At 45.9% G+C, this 19,772-nt stretch carries 16 protein-coding genes and 4 tRNA genes; 4 read left to right on the plus strand and 16 right to left on the minus strand.

The window, feature by feature from the left end:
* Nucleotides 1–66 precede the first annotated feature (66 nt).
* From vpsK to vexG, 14 genes are all read right to left on the minus strand, one after another.
* Entirely contained in the window at nucleotides 67–819 is a 753-nt protein-coding gene (gene vpsK, locus CEQ48_RS14250; protein ID WP_089071693.1) for an exopolysaccharide biosynthesis glycosyltransferase VpsK, read from the minus strand.
* Nucleotides 809–1,981 carry an exopolysaccharide biosynthesis protein VpsJ gene (gene vpsj, locus CEQ48_RS14255; RefSeq protein WP_089071694.1) on the minus strand — a complete coding sequence of 391 codons (1,173 nt, stop codon included), beginning with the start codon at nucleotides 1,979–1,981 and terminating at the stop codon, nucleotides 809–811. Before vpsj ends, vpsK begins: the two co-directional genes overlap by 11 nt.
* Entirely contained in the window at nucleotides 1,978–3,054 is a 1,077-nt protein-coding gene (vpsI, locus tag CEQ48_RS14260) for a glycosyltransferase family 4 protein (RefSeq protein ID WP_220125356.1), read from the minus strand. Before vpsI ends, vpsj begins: the two co-directional genes overlap by 4 nt.
* Nucleotides 3,051–4,391 (minus strand): exopolysaccharide biosynthesis protein VpsH, encoded by a 1,341-nt coding sequence (gene vpsH, locus CEQ48_RS14265; protein ID WP_089071696.1) that lies wholly within the window; start codon nucleotides 4,389–4,391, stop codon nucleotides 3,051–3,053. Before vpsH ends, vpsI begins: the two co-directional genes overlap by 4 nt.
* A complete protein-coding gene (gene vpsG, locus CEQ48_RS14270; RefSeq protein WP_000266826.1) occupies nucleotides 4,391–4,822 on the minus strand; it encodes an exopolysaccharide biosynthesis acetyltransferase VpsG in 432 nt (143 codons plus the stop codon). The genes vpsH and vpsG overlap by 1 nt, the downstream gene beginning before the upstream one ends.
* A gap of 10 nt (nucleotides 4,823–4,832) precedes the next feature.
* Nucleotides 4,833–6,053, minus strand: a complete 1,221-nt coding sequence (gene vpsF, locus CEQ48_RS14275) for an exopolysaccharide biosynthesis protein VpsF (RefSeq protein ID WP_089071697.1) — start codon at nucleotides 6,051–6,053, stop codon at nucleotides 4,833–4,835.
* A complete protein-coding gene (vpsE, locus tag CEQ48_RS14280) occupies nucleotides 6,050–7,459 on the minus strand; it encodes an exopolysaccharide biosynthesis flippase VpsE (RefSeq protein WP_089071698.1) in 1,410 nt (469 codons plus the stop codon). Before vpsE ends, vpsF begins: the two co-directional genes overlap by 4 nt.
* On the minus strand, nucleotides 7,456–8,604 hold the full coding sequence (vpsD, locus tag CEQ48_RS14285; RefSeq protein WP_089071699.1) for an exopolysaccharide biosynthesis glycosyltransferase VpsD: 1,149 nt from the start codon (nucleotides 8,602–8,604) through the stop codon (nucleotides 7,456–7,458). The genes vpsE and vpsD overlap by 4 nt, the downstream gene beginning before the upstream one ends.
* Nucleotides 8,601–9,155, minus strand: coding sequence for an exopolysaccharide biosynthesis acetyltransferase VpsC (gene vpsC / locus CEQ48_RS14290; RefSeq protein WP_089071700.1), 555 nt, complete (start codon nucleotides 9,153–9,155; stop codon nucleotides 8,601–8,603). Before vpsC ends, vpsD begins: the two co-directional genes overlap by 4 nt.
* On the minus strand, nucleotides 9,152–10,393 hold the full coding sequence (vpsB, locus tag CEQ48_RS14295; protein WP_089071701.1) for a UDP-N-acetyl-D-mannosamine dehydrogenase VpsB: 1,242 nt from the start codon (nucleotides 10,391–10,393) through the stop codon (nucleotides 9,152–9,154). Before vpsB ends, vpsC begins: the two co-directional genes overlap by 4 nt.
* Before the next feature lie 19 nt (nucleotides 10,394–10,412).
* Entirely contained in the window at nucleotides 10,413–11,531 is a 1,119-nt protein-coding gene (vpsA, locus tag CEQ48_RS14300) for a UDP-N-acetylglucosamine 2-epimerase (non-hydrolyzing) VpsA (RefSeq protein ID WP_089071702.1), read from the minus strand.
* Between the two features lie 323 nt (nucleotides 11,532–11,854).
* The gene (gene vpsU, locus CEQ48_RS14305) at nucleotides 11,855–12,358 is read right to left on the minus strand and encodes an exopolysaccharide regulatory protein-tyrosine phosphatase VpsU (RefSeq protein WP_089071703.1); all 504 of its coding nucleotides are present in this window, start codon (nucleotides 12,356–12,358) and stop codon (nucleotides 11,855–11,857) included.
* Nucleotides 12,359–12,824: 466 nt separating this feature from the next.
* Nucleotides 12,825–15,935 carry a vibriobactin export RND transporter permease subunit VexH gene (gene vexH / locus CEQ48_RS14310; protein ID WP_089071704.1) on the minus strand — a complete coding sequence of 1,037 codons (3,111 nt, stop codon included), beginning with the start codon at nucleotides 15,933–15,935 and terminating at the stop codon, nucleotides 12,825–12,827.
* The gene (gene vexG / locus CEQ48_RS14315; protein ID WP_089071705.1) at nucleotides 15,935–16,993 is read right to left on the minus strand and encodes a vibriobactin export RND transporter periplasmic adaptor subunit VexG; all 1,059 of its coding nucleotides are present in this window, start codon (nucleotides 16,991–16,993) and stop codon (nucleotides 15,935–15,937) included. Before vexG ends, vexH begins: the two co-directional genes overlap by 1 nt.
* 286 nt (nucleotides 16,994–17,279) lie before the next feature.
* Here vexG and CEQ48_RS14320 point away from each other — a divergent pair.
* The 4 genes from CEQ48_RS14320 (at nucleotide 17,280) to CEQ48_RS14335 (ending at nucleotide 17,872) form a co-directional block, all read left to right on the plus strand.
* A tRNA-Tyr gene (locus CEQ48_RS14320) sits at nucleotides 17,280–17,364 on the plus strand.
* Nucleotides 17,365–17,449: 85 nt separating this feature from the next.
* Nucleotides 17,450–17,534 (plus strand) — tRNA-Tyr (locus tag CEQ48_RS14325).
* A gap of 84 nt (nucleotides 17,535–17,618) precedes the next feature.
* Nucleotides 17,619–17,703 (plus strand) — tRNA-Tyr (locus tag CEQ48_RS14330).
* A gap of 84 nt (nucleotides 17,704–17,787) precedes the next feature.
* Nucleotides 17,788–17,872, plus strand: a tRNA-Tyr gene (locus CEQ48_RS14335).
* Between the two features lie 59 nt (nucleotides 17,873–17,931).
* Here the strand turns inward: CEQ48_RS14335 and CEQ48_RS14340 are convergent.
* The gene (locus CEQ48_RS14340) at nucleotides 17,932–18,696 is read right to left on the minus strand and encodes a PKD domain-containing protein (RefSeq protein WP_089071706.1); all 765 of its coding nucleotides are present in this window, start codon (nucleotides 18,694–18,696) and stop codon (nucleotides 17,932–17,934) included.
* Nucleotides 18,697–18,715: 19 nt separating this feature from the next.
* Nucleotides 18,716–19,705, minus strand: coding sequence for a DUF2860 family protein (locus tag CEQ48_RS14345; protein ID WP_089071707.1), 990 nt, complete (start codon nucleotides 19,703–19,705; stop codon nucleotides 18,716–18,718).
* Between the last annotated feature and the right edge of the window lie 67 nt (nucleotides 19,706–19,772).

The raw sequence follows: 19,772 nt of genomic DNA on the forward strand, positions 1-19,772 counted from the left end.
AAATTTATTTCAACCAACACCACCACCAAAATAAATCAAACTAAAGGCTTATTATTCACACCAACCTTAGACCTTTCGTTTTATTTTTTCATTAAGTAACAACCAAGCATAACGAGTATTCGTCACTAAATAACGCTTCCACATTCTTCCGGGTTCTTGTAATACACGATATAACCATTCCAATCCGGCTTTTTGCATCCATAAGGGAGCCCGAGAAACATGACCGGCGACAACATCAAATGTCCCGCCAACCCCCATCACAAATAACACCCCTAACTGCTCTTGCCAGCGGTTGATAAAGTTCTCTTTTTTCGGGGATGTGATCGCCACAAACAGAAGTTTTGCACCTGACTGACGGATTTTTTCAACTATCGCTTGCTCATCATCCCAAAAATAACCGTGGTGATAACCAGCGATCACTAATTGTGGGTGCTTTGCCTGCATCACGGCTGCCGTTTTTTCAACAATCTCCGGCTTTGCACCGAGGTAGAATACGGGCATTTGTTCTTGTGCGGCCATTGCATTGAGCTCAAGAAATAGGTCAACGCCCGCCACTCGTTCGGGAACGTGGTGACCTAAAAAGCGTGCCCCCCAAACCACCCCCATACCATCGATATTGATAATGTCACACTCGGTCACGGACTGAGCCAATTCCGGATCCTTACGCATATTGACCAACTTAGCGACATTGACCACCACGTGCTGGGTAAACTCTTGGCGCAAAATGCGATCGCGGATCAGCGCAACCGTTTCACTCATCGAAGCCACATCCATCGGGCTACCCAGAAAATTAATGCGTTTCAATCGGTTATTCCTCATTGGTAATTCTTAAATAAAAACGGAATGAAAAGTACATCCACGCCTGTGTCCAGCGCGCGTAGTGAATTCGGTTAACCCAACGTTTGTTACGTTGATAAACAAACTGATCCCGCTCAGGCATGTATAGCGTTTGAATAGCACGCTGAATGACGCGTTTAACCAAAACAATATCACTCTCCTCACCACCAACACTGAGTAAGGTAATAATGGCCTGTGATACTGAATGCGGATCCAGTGGATAAGGATTGTTGTGGTAATACTTCGCCGTTCCATCGGCTTCAAATAGATGCTGCTTGTAAAAATGAAAACCGCGTGCAATCACCTCATCAAATTCGTTTGTCGCTAAAGTCGTTCGTATAAGGTGTAGCGCTTCTAAGTTGTAGCCCGTATGAAATCCGTCAATAAATCCATGATGATGACGAGTGCCATAGGCCCAACATCCATCAGAGGCTTGTGCTTGCACACTGTTTCGAGCAATACGTAATGCTAACTCGGTGTAATCTGGACGAGACATTTCTCGGCCAACCACAGCCAGCCAAGCAGCAGCCCACAAACTGGCGTTGTGCACAAACGCCGTTTCTCCGGGGATATACGCAAAAAATTCCCCGCTCTCATTTTGAGTCAATAAATGGCCAGCAATAAAATCACCACTGCGCAGCGCCAAGTCGACCCAGTCAGCTCGCCCCGTCAGTTGCCCCAATTGGTGTAAGGCACGACTGACATAGACTGTCGTGATCACATTCGGCTTCCCCTTAGGAACAAAGAATGCACGCGCTTTCCAATCAAAATGATATCCCCAACAGGCACCATGCCAGATTTGCTCATCACAACGCTGAGTCACTAGCCACTGCGCCAGCTGCTCCGCTTCTGTGAGCAAAGCGGGATCTTTTGTCACTTGATACTCTTCGATTAATCCGAGAATAAACAGAGCCACGCCTTTAGGGTTTCGCGCTTTGGGTACACCTAGCCATGGGCGAAGATTAATCGGAGAGCGTTTGAACAACTGGATCCACGCTAAACCAAAAGTCGAATCTTTGCTTATCGGTAAGCGCTTGAACCAGCTTGAATTGAGCCCATCAAAAGGGTCGTATCCTGCGAATTGTTCTGTACGAGCTTTATTCAATAAACATTGGCTAATGTCAGCTACAGTCGTTGATTTCATGATTTTAAAAGCTCATCGTAAAGTGTTTGTAGACGCGGGATCACCGCTTGCAAAGAGAAGTTTTCAGCAAACTTTTGCTTCGCCGCGGTCGCAATACGTTGATTTTCGGCACGCTGTTCAATCAGATCTCCGAGTGCTTGCGCTAAAGCAACCACATCACCGGCCTCAATTAAACGACCTTGCTCACCATCACTGATCGCATCAGGGATTCCGCCCGCTCGACTTGCGACGACGGGAATACCTGCCGACATAGCTTCTATAACGCCCATAGGAAAACCTTCGTTATAACTGGGTAAGCAGTAAATATCAGTTTGGGTCAATAATTTGAGCTTAGCTTCGCCAGCTATCCAGCCTAAACAGTGAACGGACCCGTTCAAGCCAAGCTGCTCAGCCATCGCTTGATAGGTTTCAATCTCACCATCGCCAGCAAGATACAGCTGTGCTTCAGGGCTGCGCTGCTTAACTAACGCAAAGGCTTGAATCAAATCACCGACTCCTTTGCGCTTCCCTAAACGGCCAAGGAAGGCAATACGGCCAGGTTGAGCAAGGTGGCGATCTAAAGCCAAACTGGGTACGGCGTTATACAGAACAGAAACGCCTTGTGTTCTACCTATTACCTCTTGTAGCCATGCGAGCCATTGAGTTGAAAGAACCAGCACATGATCCGCCAGAGCAAAAGTGTGTCGAATATGCCTTTGCTGATCCATATTGCACTCATCTCGATAGAAATCACGAAACTCGGCACCATGTAAGTGCAAAATAACCTTTCCTTTCAAAAGCTTAACCAGACGCACAATCACAGACTTACGTCGATAGCTTCCCCTTGATGACATGTGAATATGCACTATGCCGACTCGGTAACGCATAAAGCAGTACAACAATTGGCAGAGTGCCAGCATAAAGCGCAATGTCATTCGCCATTTCTGCCCGTGGTCCAAACTTGAGTGTGAGGCAATCAACTTGATGTGGTTTTCTTCTAGAAAACCACAATCCGCGTAGGTTGAGACCACTGTTGCCACACCACCTTGACCTTTGCGATCGGTGGCAACCATTAGATTAATCGCTTTTCTCACAATACATCCTTGATAGTACAAATCGCTTGGCGAATCTTACCGTTTGCATTGCGCTCAAGTGCTGACACTATGTCTATCGTGACATTGAGCGAGCTTCCTAAGCGAGCTTGAGTATTGCTGATTAACTGTTTTTGCTGCTCTTGATTAAATTGTTCAGCATCAGCCACCACTTTCACTACAATCTGCCCTCGTTCACTCTGCACAAATTGGCATGCCATAATCCCAGCGATACCTTTGGGTATATGGTTAAGAATATGCACTTTTTGACCGTCTTCACCGACGAGATAATCACCAATCCTTCCCTCAATACGCTCGATCACAGGAAAGACTCGACCACAAGGGCAGGCCTCGTTTTCAGATAAATGCACATGATCACCGGTCTTATAGCGGATCAAAGGGAAATACTGATTATTAAAGTTAGTGCCGACCAACTCGTAACGCCCGTCGCCTGCAGCTAACAATTCCACATGTGAATAGTCGGAGAGCAAATGGTAGCGACCATGCTCACACTGCCCTATCGCAGCCACTCGCTCAAATAGGCCATACCAGTCAAAAACTTTGCAACCAAAGCGTGTCTCAATCACCTGCCTATCTTCTGCTGACAACGATTCTGATGAAGTGATAATGGATTTAAGCTTCGCCGGATAATAGCTTTGGTTGGCTTCTAAATAGCGGGCTAACGTAGCAATCGAAGAAGGGTATGCCTGAATCACTTCAACCCCAAAATCGACCATGGCTTGCAGGTAACTCGACATCGTTTGCGGTGTCAGATGGAAAGAGGAAAGCACTATCATCTGCTCAAACCAAGAGTAGCGCCAGAATGGTCCTTGCTTTTGACTTAATGGCACCACCATATCGCCACGGATCCACGCTCGTTTATCCCCTTTACGATATCCCGCCCAAGCCAACTGTCTTTCGACAAAGGCTTGTTCACGAATAACCGAATGCCTATCTTGCAAAATAGTCAAAGGTGTCCCCGTTGTGCCACTGGTCGCCCCTTTCACCACCACTGACGGTTTATTTTGTGAGATAAACTGTTTGTGATCACGGCGTAATACGGATTTATCCAGATAAGGGAAAGCCTCAAGCTCAAGATTAGGCACCTCTAAATCCTGATAAAACGGCACATGGTTACGAGCATTCGCCAAGGTTTTTTGTAGCTGCTTGTGTTGATAATCCGCTAAATGAGTACGTGAAAACTCGTTAGCTTGGATCTCTTGCAACACCGCGCGCATCTCACCATTTTCTCTGACCATTTTGCGTGACAGCGCCCGCACAGAAAGCATGACATTTTGCAGCCAGATTGGTGCTTTAACATAAAGTGAACTGGTAAACATCAGTAAAAGTCCTTGGGATTAATATTTGTTTTGATCACTTTGGCGGGCATTCCGACCACAACGCTGTAAGGCGGGACATCTTCAAGTACCACAGCATTCGCACCAATCACGGCTCCATCACCGACTCGAATATCACCCAGTACTTTTGCCCCAGTGGCGATATAGACATAATTACCGATCACTGGAACATTGTGTGAACGAGAACGGCCACCAATAGTCACATTACTCCCAATCACACACTCTTTACCGATTACACAGCGCTTATGAATTACAACTGCAATCCCTCCATAGCCAAAGACAGTCCCTTTACCAATTTCAGACTGACTATAGACGGCACAATTATGAACCAAACGAATCAAACCATTACAGACCTGAGGTAATAGAGGTATGCGGCGCTTATGGAAGAAATGGCCAACACGGTACAACCACATTTCTTATCTCCTAATGACTCTTGCTCGCCAACGAACGATCAGATGAACGATAACGACAAACTAAAGCGACAACGAATAACACGAGTGCAGGAGTCTTCACCGTTAGCGCATTGTTAGTCAGTGATATCAACATAAAACTGAGTAAAGCAACTTGAGCAGGAAGTTCTTGTCGGTAAATCAAGCGCACTGGAACAGTGTAAGTTGCCAGTAATAAACCGACCGCCCCTAGTAAGCCAAAGTTAAGAACCCAGCCAATTAAATAATTTTCCACGACATTGATCCCGATATAAAAGGCAATATCACTCAGTAATCCATGAGAGGCTCCAAATACCCACTCCGAAGGTGAAAGCTGTTCAAGCAAAATAAAAACATCGAATCGCGCTTCGGCGCTTTTGTCGAGATACAATTTAGACAGTATTCGCTCACCTATAGGACTTAACACCAGGGTCAAAATAACGGCAATTACAGAGAAATAGACTAAGGCCTGCAGATAAGCGAATTTCAACTTATGGTAACGAACGCCTTGGCCTAAAAAGGCACGTAATTTAGGTAACAGCATCAGAAAATTCCCCAATAGGAAAATCCCCAACGCAGCTCGCCCTCCAAAAGCAAACAGGGCTAGCACGATAACAGAGACATACAAAGCCACCGGAATTCGTGTATAACGCATCACAATCGGCGTTAATGACGCCGTAATGAGCGCATTGTTCAGTGGATGCGCCAAAAAGGCGGTCGAACGGAAAGTTGAAAAACTTCCAATCTCTACCGCCACAATACTCTGCGCCAATATAAGCTCAATAATAGCAATACAAGCATTAAGAAATAGAAGATAGCCGAGTAGAGTAAGTAATCGATTTTTAGCTGTATCGGATAACCCGTATACAATAGGAACCAAAACCAAAGGGATAAAAATCGTATCGATAAGATAAGCGAGTCCCGACGTACCGAATCGCATAAAGCCGTATAAAATAACGGCCAGCATAGATACTATGGCCAGCCACCATGCCTTTTTAAGCTCATTCAAAGGCTTAATAAGATTGAAAAGTCCTACCCGTAATATCAACAGGGCAAAAATCCCCATAGTCAAATAGGAATAGACATGAATTTTGAGTATGGGGCTTCCGCCTTCTGAAACGTACTGAATACCCATATTTTCGAGTAAAAAAGCCCCCAACAGAAACGCACTGAGGATAATCAGAATCATCCATCGATTGAGATTACGTTCGCTCAATTAGGCCTCCAGATTGAGAATAAACGCTGACGTGCATTAAAAGCATTCAAGCACCACAAACAGATACCATAAAACAACAATGAGGTAGTGACATAAAAGGCTAGAGCGAATAACGAATGGATCGCCAATGGCCACTGTTTCACTAGGTATAAGTAGCCACCCATCAGCAGTGCCGAAATGATCACTTTGATGCCATCCATGCCGATAGCATAACGATACCCCGATCGCCATGAGCTAATAAAAGAGAGTATTGCGACTAAGCCGCTCACTATAAGCAAGGTGATAGCCGCGCCGAACATGCCAAATTGATTGAGCATCAAAGGTAGTAGGAAAATGCTCGCGATTAAGCCCGAGAGAGAAACCCATAGCAGCTTGCGAGTCTGTAATAGAAACTGTAAACCATGATCAAGGTAATGACCTTTAAAATTAATCAGATAAACAGCGATCGCTAACACCCAGAATAGTTCGCTAGAACGACTCAGATATTGCTCACCCAAAAAGAGCCTAATGATCTCATCTTGTAATATGCCAAGACCAAGTAAAGCTGGAAAAGTAAGGGTAACCAGTAAATGCAGATAGGTTTTATGCTGACTCACAAGAGCGATTTTATCTTCCGCATGTTTGGCTAAGTTAGGGTAGAGAGGCATAGAAATCACCATAAAAACGAGCCCCAAAACCCCCATCAATAAGTTAGCTTGCGCAGCATAAACACCGGTTTCATTCATCCCAACAAAATGAGCGATAAATAAACGATCGATTCGTCCACCAAGTACACCAATTCCCCCAGCCAACATGATCGGAATACCATAAGCAAGCAAACGCTTTAACATTGCAATATGCCATTTAGGCCGCTGAGGTAAACCCAGACACAAAGCCCCAATGCCAAAGCTCAAGGTTAAAGCAAATAACGTAGACTCAATAGTCGCCGCCCAAGAGAGCGAAAGGATGGAGAGCACTACCGCTGAAATTGACTGCAATACGGTCGCTTGACGATAAACGCTCAATCGCTCATTTAAGCGACTTAATTCTAACTGGTATTGAAATATCGATTTAACCGACAATAAAGCACTCAGTACCAATAATCGTTCCCAATTCAATTGCTGATAAATAAATAAAGTCGCGGCAATAACAATAAAGCCAAGCAAAGATCCGATGATGACCAGCAGTGAAATGCTTTGAACGAGTTGGACTTGCTCCCTATCTGAATACCCAGGGTAAAGACGTAACATCGACGTGTTGAGCCACTGAGCACTAAAAGCACGCACGAGTTCGAGCACCACCATCGCTACCGCCAACACACCATAATGTTCCGGAGAGAGAAAGCGAGTTTGTACAGCGATCAGAGCAAAGACACTCAGAGCGGAAAAGACCTGAACAGGAGCATATTTGAGTAGACTAGCAATCAACTCAGTACCTCTCGATATAGATTCTGGTAATGTTCAATCACATTTTCTACTGCGAATTGATCGCGCAAATAGGTTTGAATCGCTTGGGTATCCGTTATTTTTATCTGACTGATTCGCTCAGCAATCATCGCTTCCTGCCCTTCTTGCATAAAAACCACCCCTAACTGGTCAAACGTTGCTTGCCGTTCACCTAAAATCCCGACAGGAGTACTAATTAATGGCAAGCCCGCCGCCATCATTTCCAATGGCGCTAAGCCGAACGTTTCTTGTTGTGACGTAAATATTCCAATATTCGCTTGTTGGTACTGTTGTACAATTTCACGCTGATTAAGTTTGCCAAGAAAAATGACCTCTTGTTCAAGCTCATACTCTTTGATCAATTGTTGCAATTGCGCGTAATAAGCAGAATCCATATTGGGTCCGATAATACGTAAAGTAGCCGCTTGCCCTCGCTGTTTTAGCTCACGCAGTAATACAATGGCTCGATCAATACGCTTGCGTCGAGTAATCAATGCACAAGTAACTAAATTGACTTCATTCTGGGGCAGATTCTGGTTCGCAGAGTTGGCAGAGAAATAGTCAGGATCGACTGGATTGCCAATCACTTGAATTGACTTATTCGTCTCCAGAGATAACGCTTGACGCAACTCTTCGCCAACACAAGTATAAAAATCGACGGAAAAATTACTTACCCATGGAATGATTTGTTCATAAACAAAATCATTGAGTTTTGAAACTGGCTTACGCCCAATCTTGCGATAAGAATGCAAGGTCAACACATTACGAGTTTTCTGCCCAAGTCCCACCATCCAACTGTTGAGATGAGAGTGAACCAAATCTGGCTGATAGTCTTTCAGTTGCTCTTGGATGCGGAGCCAATTGGATAATAAGCTAGGCAAAGGCAGCCCAAATCGCTTTTCCCGCAACGGACAAATCACCACTTCCAGATGTTTTGACAACTGGATAATCTCGCCTGAATAAGAGTGATTGTTGAGCGGATCAAACGCTAACACTCGGTAATGGTATGGACGCTCTTGCTGAGCGAGTTGACGTACCAACATTTGGCATACTGAATCCACACCACCAAGATTTTTCTCCCCCCAATTGAGCGTAGAGAGTGGCATGATAAGCAATATTTTACTCATGACTTACTTTCCAATGGCGCGGTGTGGCGAATATAGGTTTGATGGCTTGGTCTTGTTAGTACGCGTCCGGGGTTACCCACGACTACCGAGTTTGGGGGAACATCACGAATGACGACGCTCCCCGCACCAATGATAGAACCATCGCCAATCGTGATATCTTCAACGATCGAGACATGCGGACCAATATATACACAGTCCCCTACCGTTGCGGCTTGTCCTTGATTTGAGCCAATCACAGTAAAGGGACTCAAATTACAATTGGCGCCAATCTTAGCGGTACTATTAACAATGACCCCAGTGGCATGCCCGAGGTATAACCCCGGGCCGACTTGAGTCTCTTTTGGGAGTTGGATCTGATAACGCACTGACAGAATGCGATGCATAAGACGAGCTACAGTGCGGATCAACACATTCTTGCTACGACATAACCGAAACCAGAACATGTAGGCGAAACCCGCATTGAGTAGTAGGTGCTTTACGACTAACCCAATACTTACCTGCCCAGTATGCCGATAAAGATCAGCTTTAATCAGCTCCCAAGGTGAACTCATGCCACCACTCCGCGAGTATCAATCACCACTTTCTTAGCAAACTCAGTTTTATCCGCCGCTTTAAATTCTTTGTGATCGACCAGCACGACAACGATATTGGCGAGCTCAAGCGCGCGCTCTAGAGAAACCAACTCGATACCTTGCTTCGCAAGTTTGCTAGGTAACTCAGTAATATTAGGTTCAACCGCCAACAACTGACCCACTTTGCTTTCAGCCAGATGTTTAGTGATATCCAAGGCTGGACTTTCACGCAGATCATCAATATCCGCTTTAAACGCTAAGCCTAAGCAAGCAATGATTGGCTTTTTGAATTGGTCAGCCGCTTGTTTAACTTGATCCACAACCCAATGAGGTTTGCCATCATTGACTTCACGTGCAGTACGGATCAATTGTGCTTCATCTGGACAGCTATTAACGATAAACCACGGATCAACCGCAATACAGTGACCACCGACACCAGGGCCTGGGTTAAGAATACTCACACGAGGATGGCGGTTGGCTAAGCGGATCAATTCCCATACATTGATTTTCAGTTTCTCGCACACCAAAGAGAGTTCATTGGCAAAGGCAATGTTGACATCACGGAATGAGTTTTCGGTTAATTTAGCCATTTCCGCCGTACGCGCATTGGTGACAATGCACTCACCTTTTACAAAGGTTTTGTACAAGGCGACAGCCTTTTCGCTACAAGCCTTACTCACGCCACCAATCACGCGGTCATTACTCACAAGCTCTTGTAGGACATAACCTGGCAACACACGCTCTGGGCAGTACGCAATCTTCACATCCGCAGCGATGCCTTTTTGCTGAGGAAACGTCAGATCCGGACGCGCTTCTGCAAGCCATTGCGCCAATTTTTCGGTTGTGCCTACTGGGGAAGTACTCTCTAAAACCACCAAGTTCCCTTTAGCTAGAACGGGAGCGATGGTTTTTGCCGCCGCTTCAATGTAGCTAAGATCCGGTTCGTGGTTATCCCCTTTAAAAGGTGTAGGAACAGCCACCAAAAACGCATCAGCTGGCTCTGCGGTTAATGTCGCTTTGAGCTTTCCCGTCATGACAGCACTGCGTACCACGATATCAAGATCCGGCTCCACAATGTGAATTTCGCCTTTGTTAATGGTGTCCACTGCATGAGCATTGACATCAACACCGACCACATCCAAACCACGAGAGGCCAAAACGGCTGCTGTTGGCAGACCAATATAACCTAGGCCAATCACTGAAACTTTATTAAACATCTGTCATCCCCTGATGAGTCTATTTCGCTAAAATGTCCGCAATACGTTGACATGCTTTACCATCCCCATAAGGGTTGTGTGCCTGACTCATGGCTTGATAAGCCTGTGGGTCAGTCAGTAGTAAGCTTAACGCATCACAAATTTGTTGTTGGTTGGTGCCGACCAATTTCACCGTGCCCGCGGCTACCGCTTCCGGACGCTCAGTCGTTTCACGCATCACCAGCACGGGCTTACCCAGCGAGGGTGCCTCTTCTTGAATGCCGCCAGAGTCAGTCAAAATAATGTGCGCGCGATCCATCAAGTAAACGAAAGGCAAATACTGCTGCGGTTCAATTAAGACAATATTGCTGACACCTTTTAGGAGCTTATTGACTGGTTCACGCACATTCGGATTGAGATGCACGGGATACAAAATTTGGCATTCGGGATGCTGCTCTGCGGTAGTGATCAGCGCTTGGCAAATACGTTCAAAGCCACCGCCAAAACTTTCACGGCGGTGTCCTGTTACCAAGATCAGCTTTTTGCTCGCATCAAACATTGGAAACTGACTCTCTAGAGTGGCTTGTAGATCCATATCGGTATGGATCTTTTCGCGCACAGCCAACAACGCATCAATCACCGTATTGCCAGTGACGAAAATATTCTCTGCGTTGTAGTTTTCTTGCAGCAGATTGGCACGCGAAGTATCTGTAGGTGCAAAGTGGTACTGCGTGAGTGCAGCCGTGAGTTTGCGATTGCCCTCTTCAGGCCAAGGGGAATAGATATTGCCCGTTCTCAGACCCGCTTCAACATGACCTACCGGAATTTGTTGATAATACGCGGCTAAAGAGGCAGCAAAAGTGGTAGCGGTATCACCATGCACTAAAACCACGTCCGGCTGTTCACTACTCAACACTTGCTGCATACCGAGCAAAATTTTGCTGGTCACGCCACTGAGTGTTTGCCCTGGCTCCATGATGTTGAGATCAAAATCAGGCGTAATCGAAAACAGCTCTAATACCTGATCTAACATCTCACGGTGTTGGCCCGTTACACATACCTTGGCGACAAAACGATTGTCCTGACAGAGTTGCTGCACCAGAGGCGCCATTTTGATCGCTTCTGGGCGCGTACCAAATACGATGAGAACTTTTTTCACTTCCCCACATCCTCTTTAAAAAAGAAATTTCACAAAATTCAAGCGATAGAAACCCACTGCTCCTTAAATGAGGAACATATACATAAGCAAACACTGAATTATTTCGTGTTGTTGTATTTATTTAATCTCAATGAGAGAGATTACAAATGTATGTCAGCGTATTATTAAAATCTGTTGTCATTGCTGGTTATCTTTACAAGATAAAATAATCCTATAGCCTTGGTTTTAATTTGATTAATAATTAAATAGTTTAATTATTATCTAAACTTTAGTTTGTTTTTTATTTCAACTTGCCCTTTAAAAATAATCAAAGTTCTGTTGTGTTATTGAGATACATTGCCTTTGTGCAGATTGGCTAATCCCTGCTCTTGCCAAGAATTAACTAACGCAATCGCCCCCAATTCAATCAACAATACTGTACGCTGAAAAAATTCACTGCTGCGCCGATAGGGATCGGGTACTTCTTTTTCTTGACGATTCGCCTTACTAAGGAAAAGCGCTAACTTGTTTTTATGCTCTGTCGGACAGAGATCAAGCAGATCAGCAAGGTTGGTCTTATCCATGGCATAGATAACATCATGCTCGATAAAATCTTGCTGAGTAATTTGCTGTACTGGATTGACGATACAGCTATACCCGTAATGCTTCACCGCTTGTAACGCTTTTCCATCCGGCACTTTTTTTCCTGTATTTAGCGTACCTGCACTACGTACTTGGATATTCAACCGTTTCTGCTGGATCTTATCGCGTAAAATAATCTCTGCCATCGGTGAACGACACAAATTACCCGTACAAACTACCAATACTGAAAAATCTTTAACCTTCATATCTCAAATACGCACATGATTTAATATCATTAAAATAATACGCAACCTACTCACTATCAGAGTATCCCAAGCTTACCAATAATGTCTGTCTCATAATTGAGCTGGATATTAATTAGAACTAAAGCAGTAAAATGAAAGTAGTTTTATTTATTTTATTAGTAATAAAAGTCATCGATTTGAATCAATAATACGACAGAGGATATTTACTAAGAAATGAAGATTGACATCCTCGTTATGCGTAATTTATTTCAGGAAGAACATTTGAAAATAGACTCAAACTACTTGAGCTTGCAGGTAGGCAGCATGTACGTTCATTCCTATGAGCATAAACAAACTCTATGATTGGGGGGCAGGAACGTAGTCAACACTGCTGTGCCCTCAAGTGCAAACCAAGATAGGTTATTGATTGCTTGATTTGGAAGGGGTAGCACACCACCGCACTTAGCGGTGGTGCTTGAAGAGTGAATTAATGCTGGATACGACCTTTTACATCTTGCTGTAGCTCATGGCTAAGCTCTGCTTCAACATGACCGGGCGCTTGAGTTGAGCCGGAAATCAAGCGGTACATGGCAGGAATCACCAACAAGGTCACTAAGGTTGCAAAACCCATCCCAAAGAAAATCACCGTACCAACCGCAATTCGGCTTTCATAGCCTGCCCCTGTTGAAACAATCAAAGGAATGGCACCGGCCAGTGTCGTAAAGGCCGTCATCAGGATCGGACGCAAACGGCGCGCCGATGCATCAATGATCGCCTTTTCAAACTCAACACCGCGATCGCGCAGTTGGTTAGCAAATTCGACAATCAAAATGCCATTTTTGGTTACCATACCAATCAGCATGATCATGCCAATCTGGCTGTAAATGTTCATCCCTTGTCCCATCACAAGCAGACCAAGGAAACCACCAAACACCCCCATAGGTACAGTCAGCATCACCACCAGCGGGTTGATAAAGCTTTCAAACTGAGCAGCCAACACCAAATAGGCAACCAATAGCGCCAGAGCAAACACAATGGCCACGCTTGATTGGTTCTCTTTGAAATCTTTCGACTCACCCGAGTAGCTAACGGAGATATCACTTGGCAGTATCTCTTGCGCCTTTTGGTCAAGAAAATCGAGCGCTTGCCCTAACGTGTACCCAGCTTCTAGGTTTGAGGTAATGGTGATGGATTTCTGTTTGTTGTAGTGCGCCAAACGAATCGCTGACGCCACTTCATCAATGCGCGTCACCGTATCCAGTGTCACCAGTTCACCGGTTGCGGTTCGCATATAGATTTGGCTTAAATCCGCCGCATTGTTGAAGCTGTTTTCATCCCCGCGCAGATACACATCATACTCTTCACCACGCTCAACGAAGGTCGTCACTTTTTTGCCGCCCAGCATCACCTCTAACGTATCGGAGATCGATTTTACGCTGATCCCTAATTCCGACGCGCGCTGCTTATCAATCGTCACCACCAACTCTGGCGTTTTTTCTGAGTAATCGATATCAGTCCCCGTCATAAACGGTGACTTCTCCGCTTCCTCTTCTAACTTCTCAGCCCACGTTTTGAGCTCGCTATAATCCGAGCCACCAAGCACAAACTGTACAGGCTCATTAGAGCCCCCACGAAAACCGGGCATGAATGGGAATACCCGCACATCAGGAATGCCCGCTAAGGCTTTACGTACTTGGCTTAATGCTTCCTGAGCAGTAACGGTGCGATCATTCCAATCCTCAAGGATCATGATCACGAAACCGGTTTGGTCACCGGCGTTACCACCAAAAGCAGGTGATTGAATACTAAACGATTTCAAAAAGCCTTGACCCAATAAGGGCATCAACCGCTGCTCAACCAAATCCATATTAGCCGCCATGCGGTTATAACTGGTGGCATCAGCACCACGCACAAAAGAGAAAATCACACCGCGATCTTCAGAAGGGGTTAGCTGAGCTGGCACCAGCTGCATCAAACCATAACTACCACCAATACAAGCCGCTATCACAACCGGCGCCGCCCAACGCCAACGAATGGCTCGGCTTACCACTTGGCGATAGCCCGATTCCAGTCGTGCGAACAGCCTATCAATCAACTGATTAAAACGTCCCGGTTTTACATTGGCTTTTAAAAGTTTACTGCCAAGCACAGGCGTCAGCGTTAACGCGATCAGAGAAGAGAAAATCACTGCCATCGCCAGTAGTACGGAGAACTCAGTGAACAAGAGTCCGACCATCCCATCCATAAACGAGATCGGCAGAAACACCATCACCAGCACCAAAGTCGTGGCTATCACGGCAAAGCCAACTTCTCGTGTGCCTTTGTAGGCGGCTAAAAGAGGTTTTTCGCCCCGTTCAATGTGGTGAAAAATGTTTTCAACGACCACGATGGCATCATCGACCACCAGACCAATCGATAAGATCAGCGCCATTAAGGTGATGAGGTTAATAGAAAATCCGAAGTAGTACGCAGCCATAAAGGCCGAGATCAGCGAAACCGGAACCGTTACCGCAGGAATTAAGGTGGCTCGCAACTGGCCGATAAAAATGTACAACACCAAAATCACTAAACCACCCGTGATAAAGAGTGTGCTATACACCTCGCTTATTGAGCGCTCAATAAACACCGTTGAGTCATAGTCAATGGCTAAACGGGTACCCTTGGGTAAAAACTGCTGAACCTTATCCACTTCTTCATGCACGCGCTTCGCCACTTCCAGCGGGTTCGCGTCGGATTGCGGCACAATGCCCATGCTCACGTTGACGATGCCATCACTTTTAAAAGTCGAGTTTTCGTTTTCCGCCCCAATAAACACATCCGCAACATCTTTGAGGTAGATGGGTGTACCATCACTGGCACGTTTCACCACCAGATACTCAAAATCTTCAGCAGATTGATAACCACGCGCGGTACGCACCGACATCACGGTCGAATCGTTGCGAACCTGACCTCCGGGACTTTCGAGGTTCTCTTTGTTGAGTGCATCGGAAATATCGCTGGTCGCAACGCCGCGCCCCGCCATCAGTTCTGGCTTGATGCGTACATACATCACTTTATAGAGGCCGCCAGAGACATCCACCGAACTCACACCGGAGATCAAGCTAAACCGATCGAGCAACACCCGCTCGATGTAATCGGTCAACTGAGTGCGATCCATTTCTGAGGAGCTGAGATTGATATAGACCGACGCCTGACCAGAGCCATTATTCTTGAACACCTGCGGATCGTCCGCTTCTTCAGGCAGTGAACGCTGCGCCCGAGCTACCGCGTCACGAATGTCACTCACACCCGTATTGAGATCATAACCAAGCTCGAAAGTCACCGTGATACGAGACATTCCGTTGCGGCTAACTGAGGTAATTTCATCAATCCCACTGATGCCCGCTAATTGATCCTCCAGCACGCTGGTGATCTGACTTTCAATAATGGTGGCCGAAGCGCCTTGATAACGGGTGGAAACCGATACCACAGGGCTTTCAATATCCGGCATTTCACGTACTGCGAGTTTAGTGAAAGAGACCACACCAAACACGCACAGCAACATACTCAGTACTAACGCCGCGACAGGGCGCTTTACCGATACATCTGACAACCACATTATTTGTCATCCTTCTTCAGCGGACGCCCTTCTACGGTGACTTCGCTAACACGCGCGTTGTCACGCATATTGACTATGCCTTGAACGACAATTTTCTCACCAATCTGTAAGCCTTTCTCAATCACGACCTGATTTTCAACCCGAGCGCCCAGACTCACTTCACGTCGTTTGGCTACATTGCCTTCACCAATCACGTAAACAAAACGTTTGGTGCCGGAATACTCAAGGGCCTGCACAGGAATAATCGGCGCACTAATAGCGGGGAAATGGATGCGTGCCGACATCAACATGCCCGGCTTGAGGCGCTGATCTGGATTGGGGAAATGCACGCGCACTCGTAAATTTAAGGTTTCTTGATTGATACGCGAATCCACAGCCACCACCGAACCTTCAAACTGCACGTTTGGCCACGCTTCGCTACTGCCTTGCACCTTCATGCCCTTGCTTAACTGTGGCAGATAACGTTCTGGAATTTGCAGATCGAGCTGCATCAAGGAAAGATTATCCAGCGTCAGTAATTCAGAGCCCGCGCTCACCCACTTACCGCGGCTAAAATCGATAAACCCAACCGTGCCATCAAAAGGAGCAGTAATGTGTAAATCGGCCAAATTGGCCTGAGCGGCATTCAATCTCGCTTGACCAATCTCCACGCGGGCGCGCTGTGCATCAATTTCCGTGGGCGTAATCGCATTACGTTTTAGCAAGCGCTCGTATTCCGTCAGTTTACGCTGCTCATCTTGTAAATAAGCTTTCGCTTCCACCAAGGCCGCTTGAGCTTTGTCGTCATCCAATTTGATCAGAATCTGACCTTTTTTAACTTGCTGATTGGCTTGCACCGCAATCATGTCCACTTTACCCGCCACTTCGGCGGCAATGTCGACCGATTGCTCGGCTTTAAGCTTACCCACAACAGAAAGAGATTGAGAAATTTGCTGGGATTGAACCGACTCTGTCACAACAGAAATCGCGGGCGGCTGGTTTGGCTCTTTGGCCGATAGCACAGCGCTGTTCATTAGCAGGGTCAGTAAGGTCAATGAAAGTACAGTGTTTTTGTTCATGATTTGGCTTAGTGTCTAAAAAATCCGTTTATATTGTAGCGAGTTATACGCAACTGAAACGTCAAGGAACGTAAAGATTGCCAGTAAAAGTGTAAGGTTCGCTGTGACTTAAGCAGCTAAAATGGTCAATTATTTGCGTCTTTGCCCAAAAAGCCATCATTCGATTCAATTTGCTAAAAAAACAGTTTACAGAGAGAGCGAGTTTGATAAGATGCGCTCCGCACTTGAGCGATGTGTTGGGAAAACATCACTTAAGCTTTTCAGAAAATGAAAAGAAAAATACTCTGGAGGGGTTCCCGAGTGGCCAAAGGGAGCAGACTGTAAATCTGCCGGCTCCGCCTTCGATGGTTCGAATCCGTCCCCCTCCACCATATTCTTCTCGTAAGAGAAACCCTTGATTGATGCGTTGGGAAAACGTCAGTTAAGTCTTTTCAAAATTGAAAAGAAAAACACCCTGGAGGGGTTCCCGAGTGGCCAAAGGGAGCAGACTGTAAATCTGCCGGCTCCGCCTTCGATGGTTCGAATCCGTCCCCCTCCACCATATTCTCTCGTAAGAGAAACCCTTGATTGATGCGTTGGGAAAACGTCAGTTAAGTCTTTTCGAAATTGAAAAGAAAAACACCCTGGAGGGGTTCCCGAGTGGCCAAAGGGAGCAGACTGTAAATCTGCCGGCTCCGCCTTCGATGGTTCGAATCCGTCCCCCTCCACCATATTCTCTCGTAAGAGAAACCCTTGATTGATGCGTTGGGAAAACGTCAGTTAAGTCTTTTCAAAACTGAAAAGAAAAATACCCTGGAGGGGTTCCCGAGTGGCCAAAGGGAGCAGACTGTAAATCTGCCGGCTCCGCCTTCGATGGTTCGAATCCGTCCCCCTCCACCATATACAGAAAGCCAGCTCATTGAGCTGGCTTTTTTGCTTTCATCACCTGAACTCTCTGCTTATTGAGCTTGAAGTAAAGCATGAATACAGCTTTGCGCATCACCACAATCGGCTTGTTCGGACAAATCCGTCTGCAATAAAAAGCCTTGTTCCAAACTAATACAAGAATTTCTGCCTTCCAGACAGAGAGGAATAGACTGAGCCGAGAGTTTATCAAGCAGCATGATCGCGGTTTGTAGATTGCCCCCTGAATGTTCCGCAAACGATAAGGTTAACTCTGCGGCGCTATTGAGCGATGCCAATGCGTTGATCAGTTGTTCATCCACTTCACCCAAGGTAACCGAGTCCAAGTGATTCAGCGTCAATATCCCCTGATTCTGATTTGCATAACGCCAATCCACTACATTAAGCGACTCCTGCACATTCGATCTCTGCATACTTTGCGCAGCGGGTTGGATGACCACTTGTATTTGATCACTGTTCTTTCGTCCGCCACTGTCTTCTGCCGATAATTCAAAAAGATAGGTTCCCGCGACAGTAGGATAAAGCGCGGTCGCTTTTAATGTATCCGCGTTGAGCAAAGCAAGCGATTGAGGCCCTGAGACTTGCCGCCAAGTCGTGTTTCTAATGGTATACACGGATAACTCAGACTTTGCGGAACCACTCAACGTAATGTTGTTAAGTGGCAGTGTCAGTAACTGATCACTTCCTGCATTCACTGTGGGTTTGGTCAGTTTTTCTGTGTCTTTCCAATCATCGGATTTACACCCCGACAGTAGAATAACGATACAAAATGTCTTCAACAAATGGTTTAGCTTAAGCATGATTCTTTCCTATCATGGATTAAAAGGAGTAACTGATGCCAGTGGCGATAAACGTATTCTCACTGTCATAGAAATCGATCTGCGCGTCTTGCTGCTGGTAACCCGCCATCACATTCAGTTGGGTGTGGGAAAGTGCAAAGGGCTCTTGATAGCCATACACAGCAAACATGGCGAAAGCATCGTCATCTCGCTTGCGGCCGAAGACAGGGTTGTCCTGCTCATAGTTGCTCTTGCTGCTACGTAAAGTCACAACCACTTGATGCCTATCCAGATTTGCAAAGAAACTAAGTTGTGCCGCGGTTTCTGTGCGGCTCTGCGCACTCCCTTCAGCCGCTTGATCGGTGTAATAGAACCCAGGGGATAACATAATGCTCATAGAAAGTGGGAAATGAATTTCGGCACCGAATCGTTGATAAGTGCTACTGCGTAACAGCGTATGTTGTTCACTGGAGGTGAGAGCTTGTGATTGACCTATGATGTCATGCTCAATCTCACTGTCAGCGTAGGCATATTTCAATGTAACAGGAAAAGGAAGATTGACCTCAAGAGCGGTTCGCCCCCCAACTACATTGTGATCGGTTTTTGTACGTTGTAAGCCTGTGAGATAGGGGTCTTGCCAAGTTTCATCCATACCTGGAATGCTGCCAAACACAGCAAGCGTGAGATAAGTATTCGCGGTAATTTGTCCAATCCACCCAAGCTCACTTTGAAACTGAGCTTCACTGATTTGGTCTTCATTATTACCAAAGAAGAGTGCCTGATGACCAAATGTATATTGCAAGCGGCCTAAGATAACAGGCGAGACAGTTTCGATCTGTTTCCCTGTTCCATTTAAACTTTGCGTGATGGCATTGCTATCATCCGTATTCAACTGGGAATTGGTTTGGCTAAACCCAGCATTTAAGCTGATATCTCCACTAAACCCAGGACGCCATTCAATGGGTTTAGCCAAACTAGGGATTGTGAAAAAGGCGCAACTAAACAATAACGCCAATGGTTTACGATTCATGCTAACTCCTTGTAAGTGGGTTCATTCCTCCACCCAATCAAGTTAACATCGAAGCGATAACTGACTC

This window comes from Vibrio tarriae, from assembly GCF_002216685.1.
GTDB classification, from domain to species: Bacteria; Pseudomonadota; Gammaproteobacteria; order Enterobacterales; family Vibrionaceae; genus Vibrio; species Vibrio tarriae.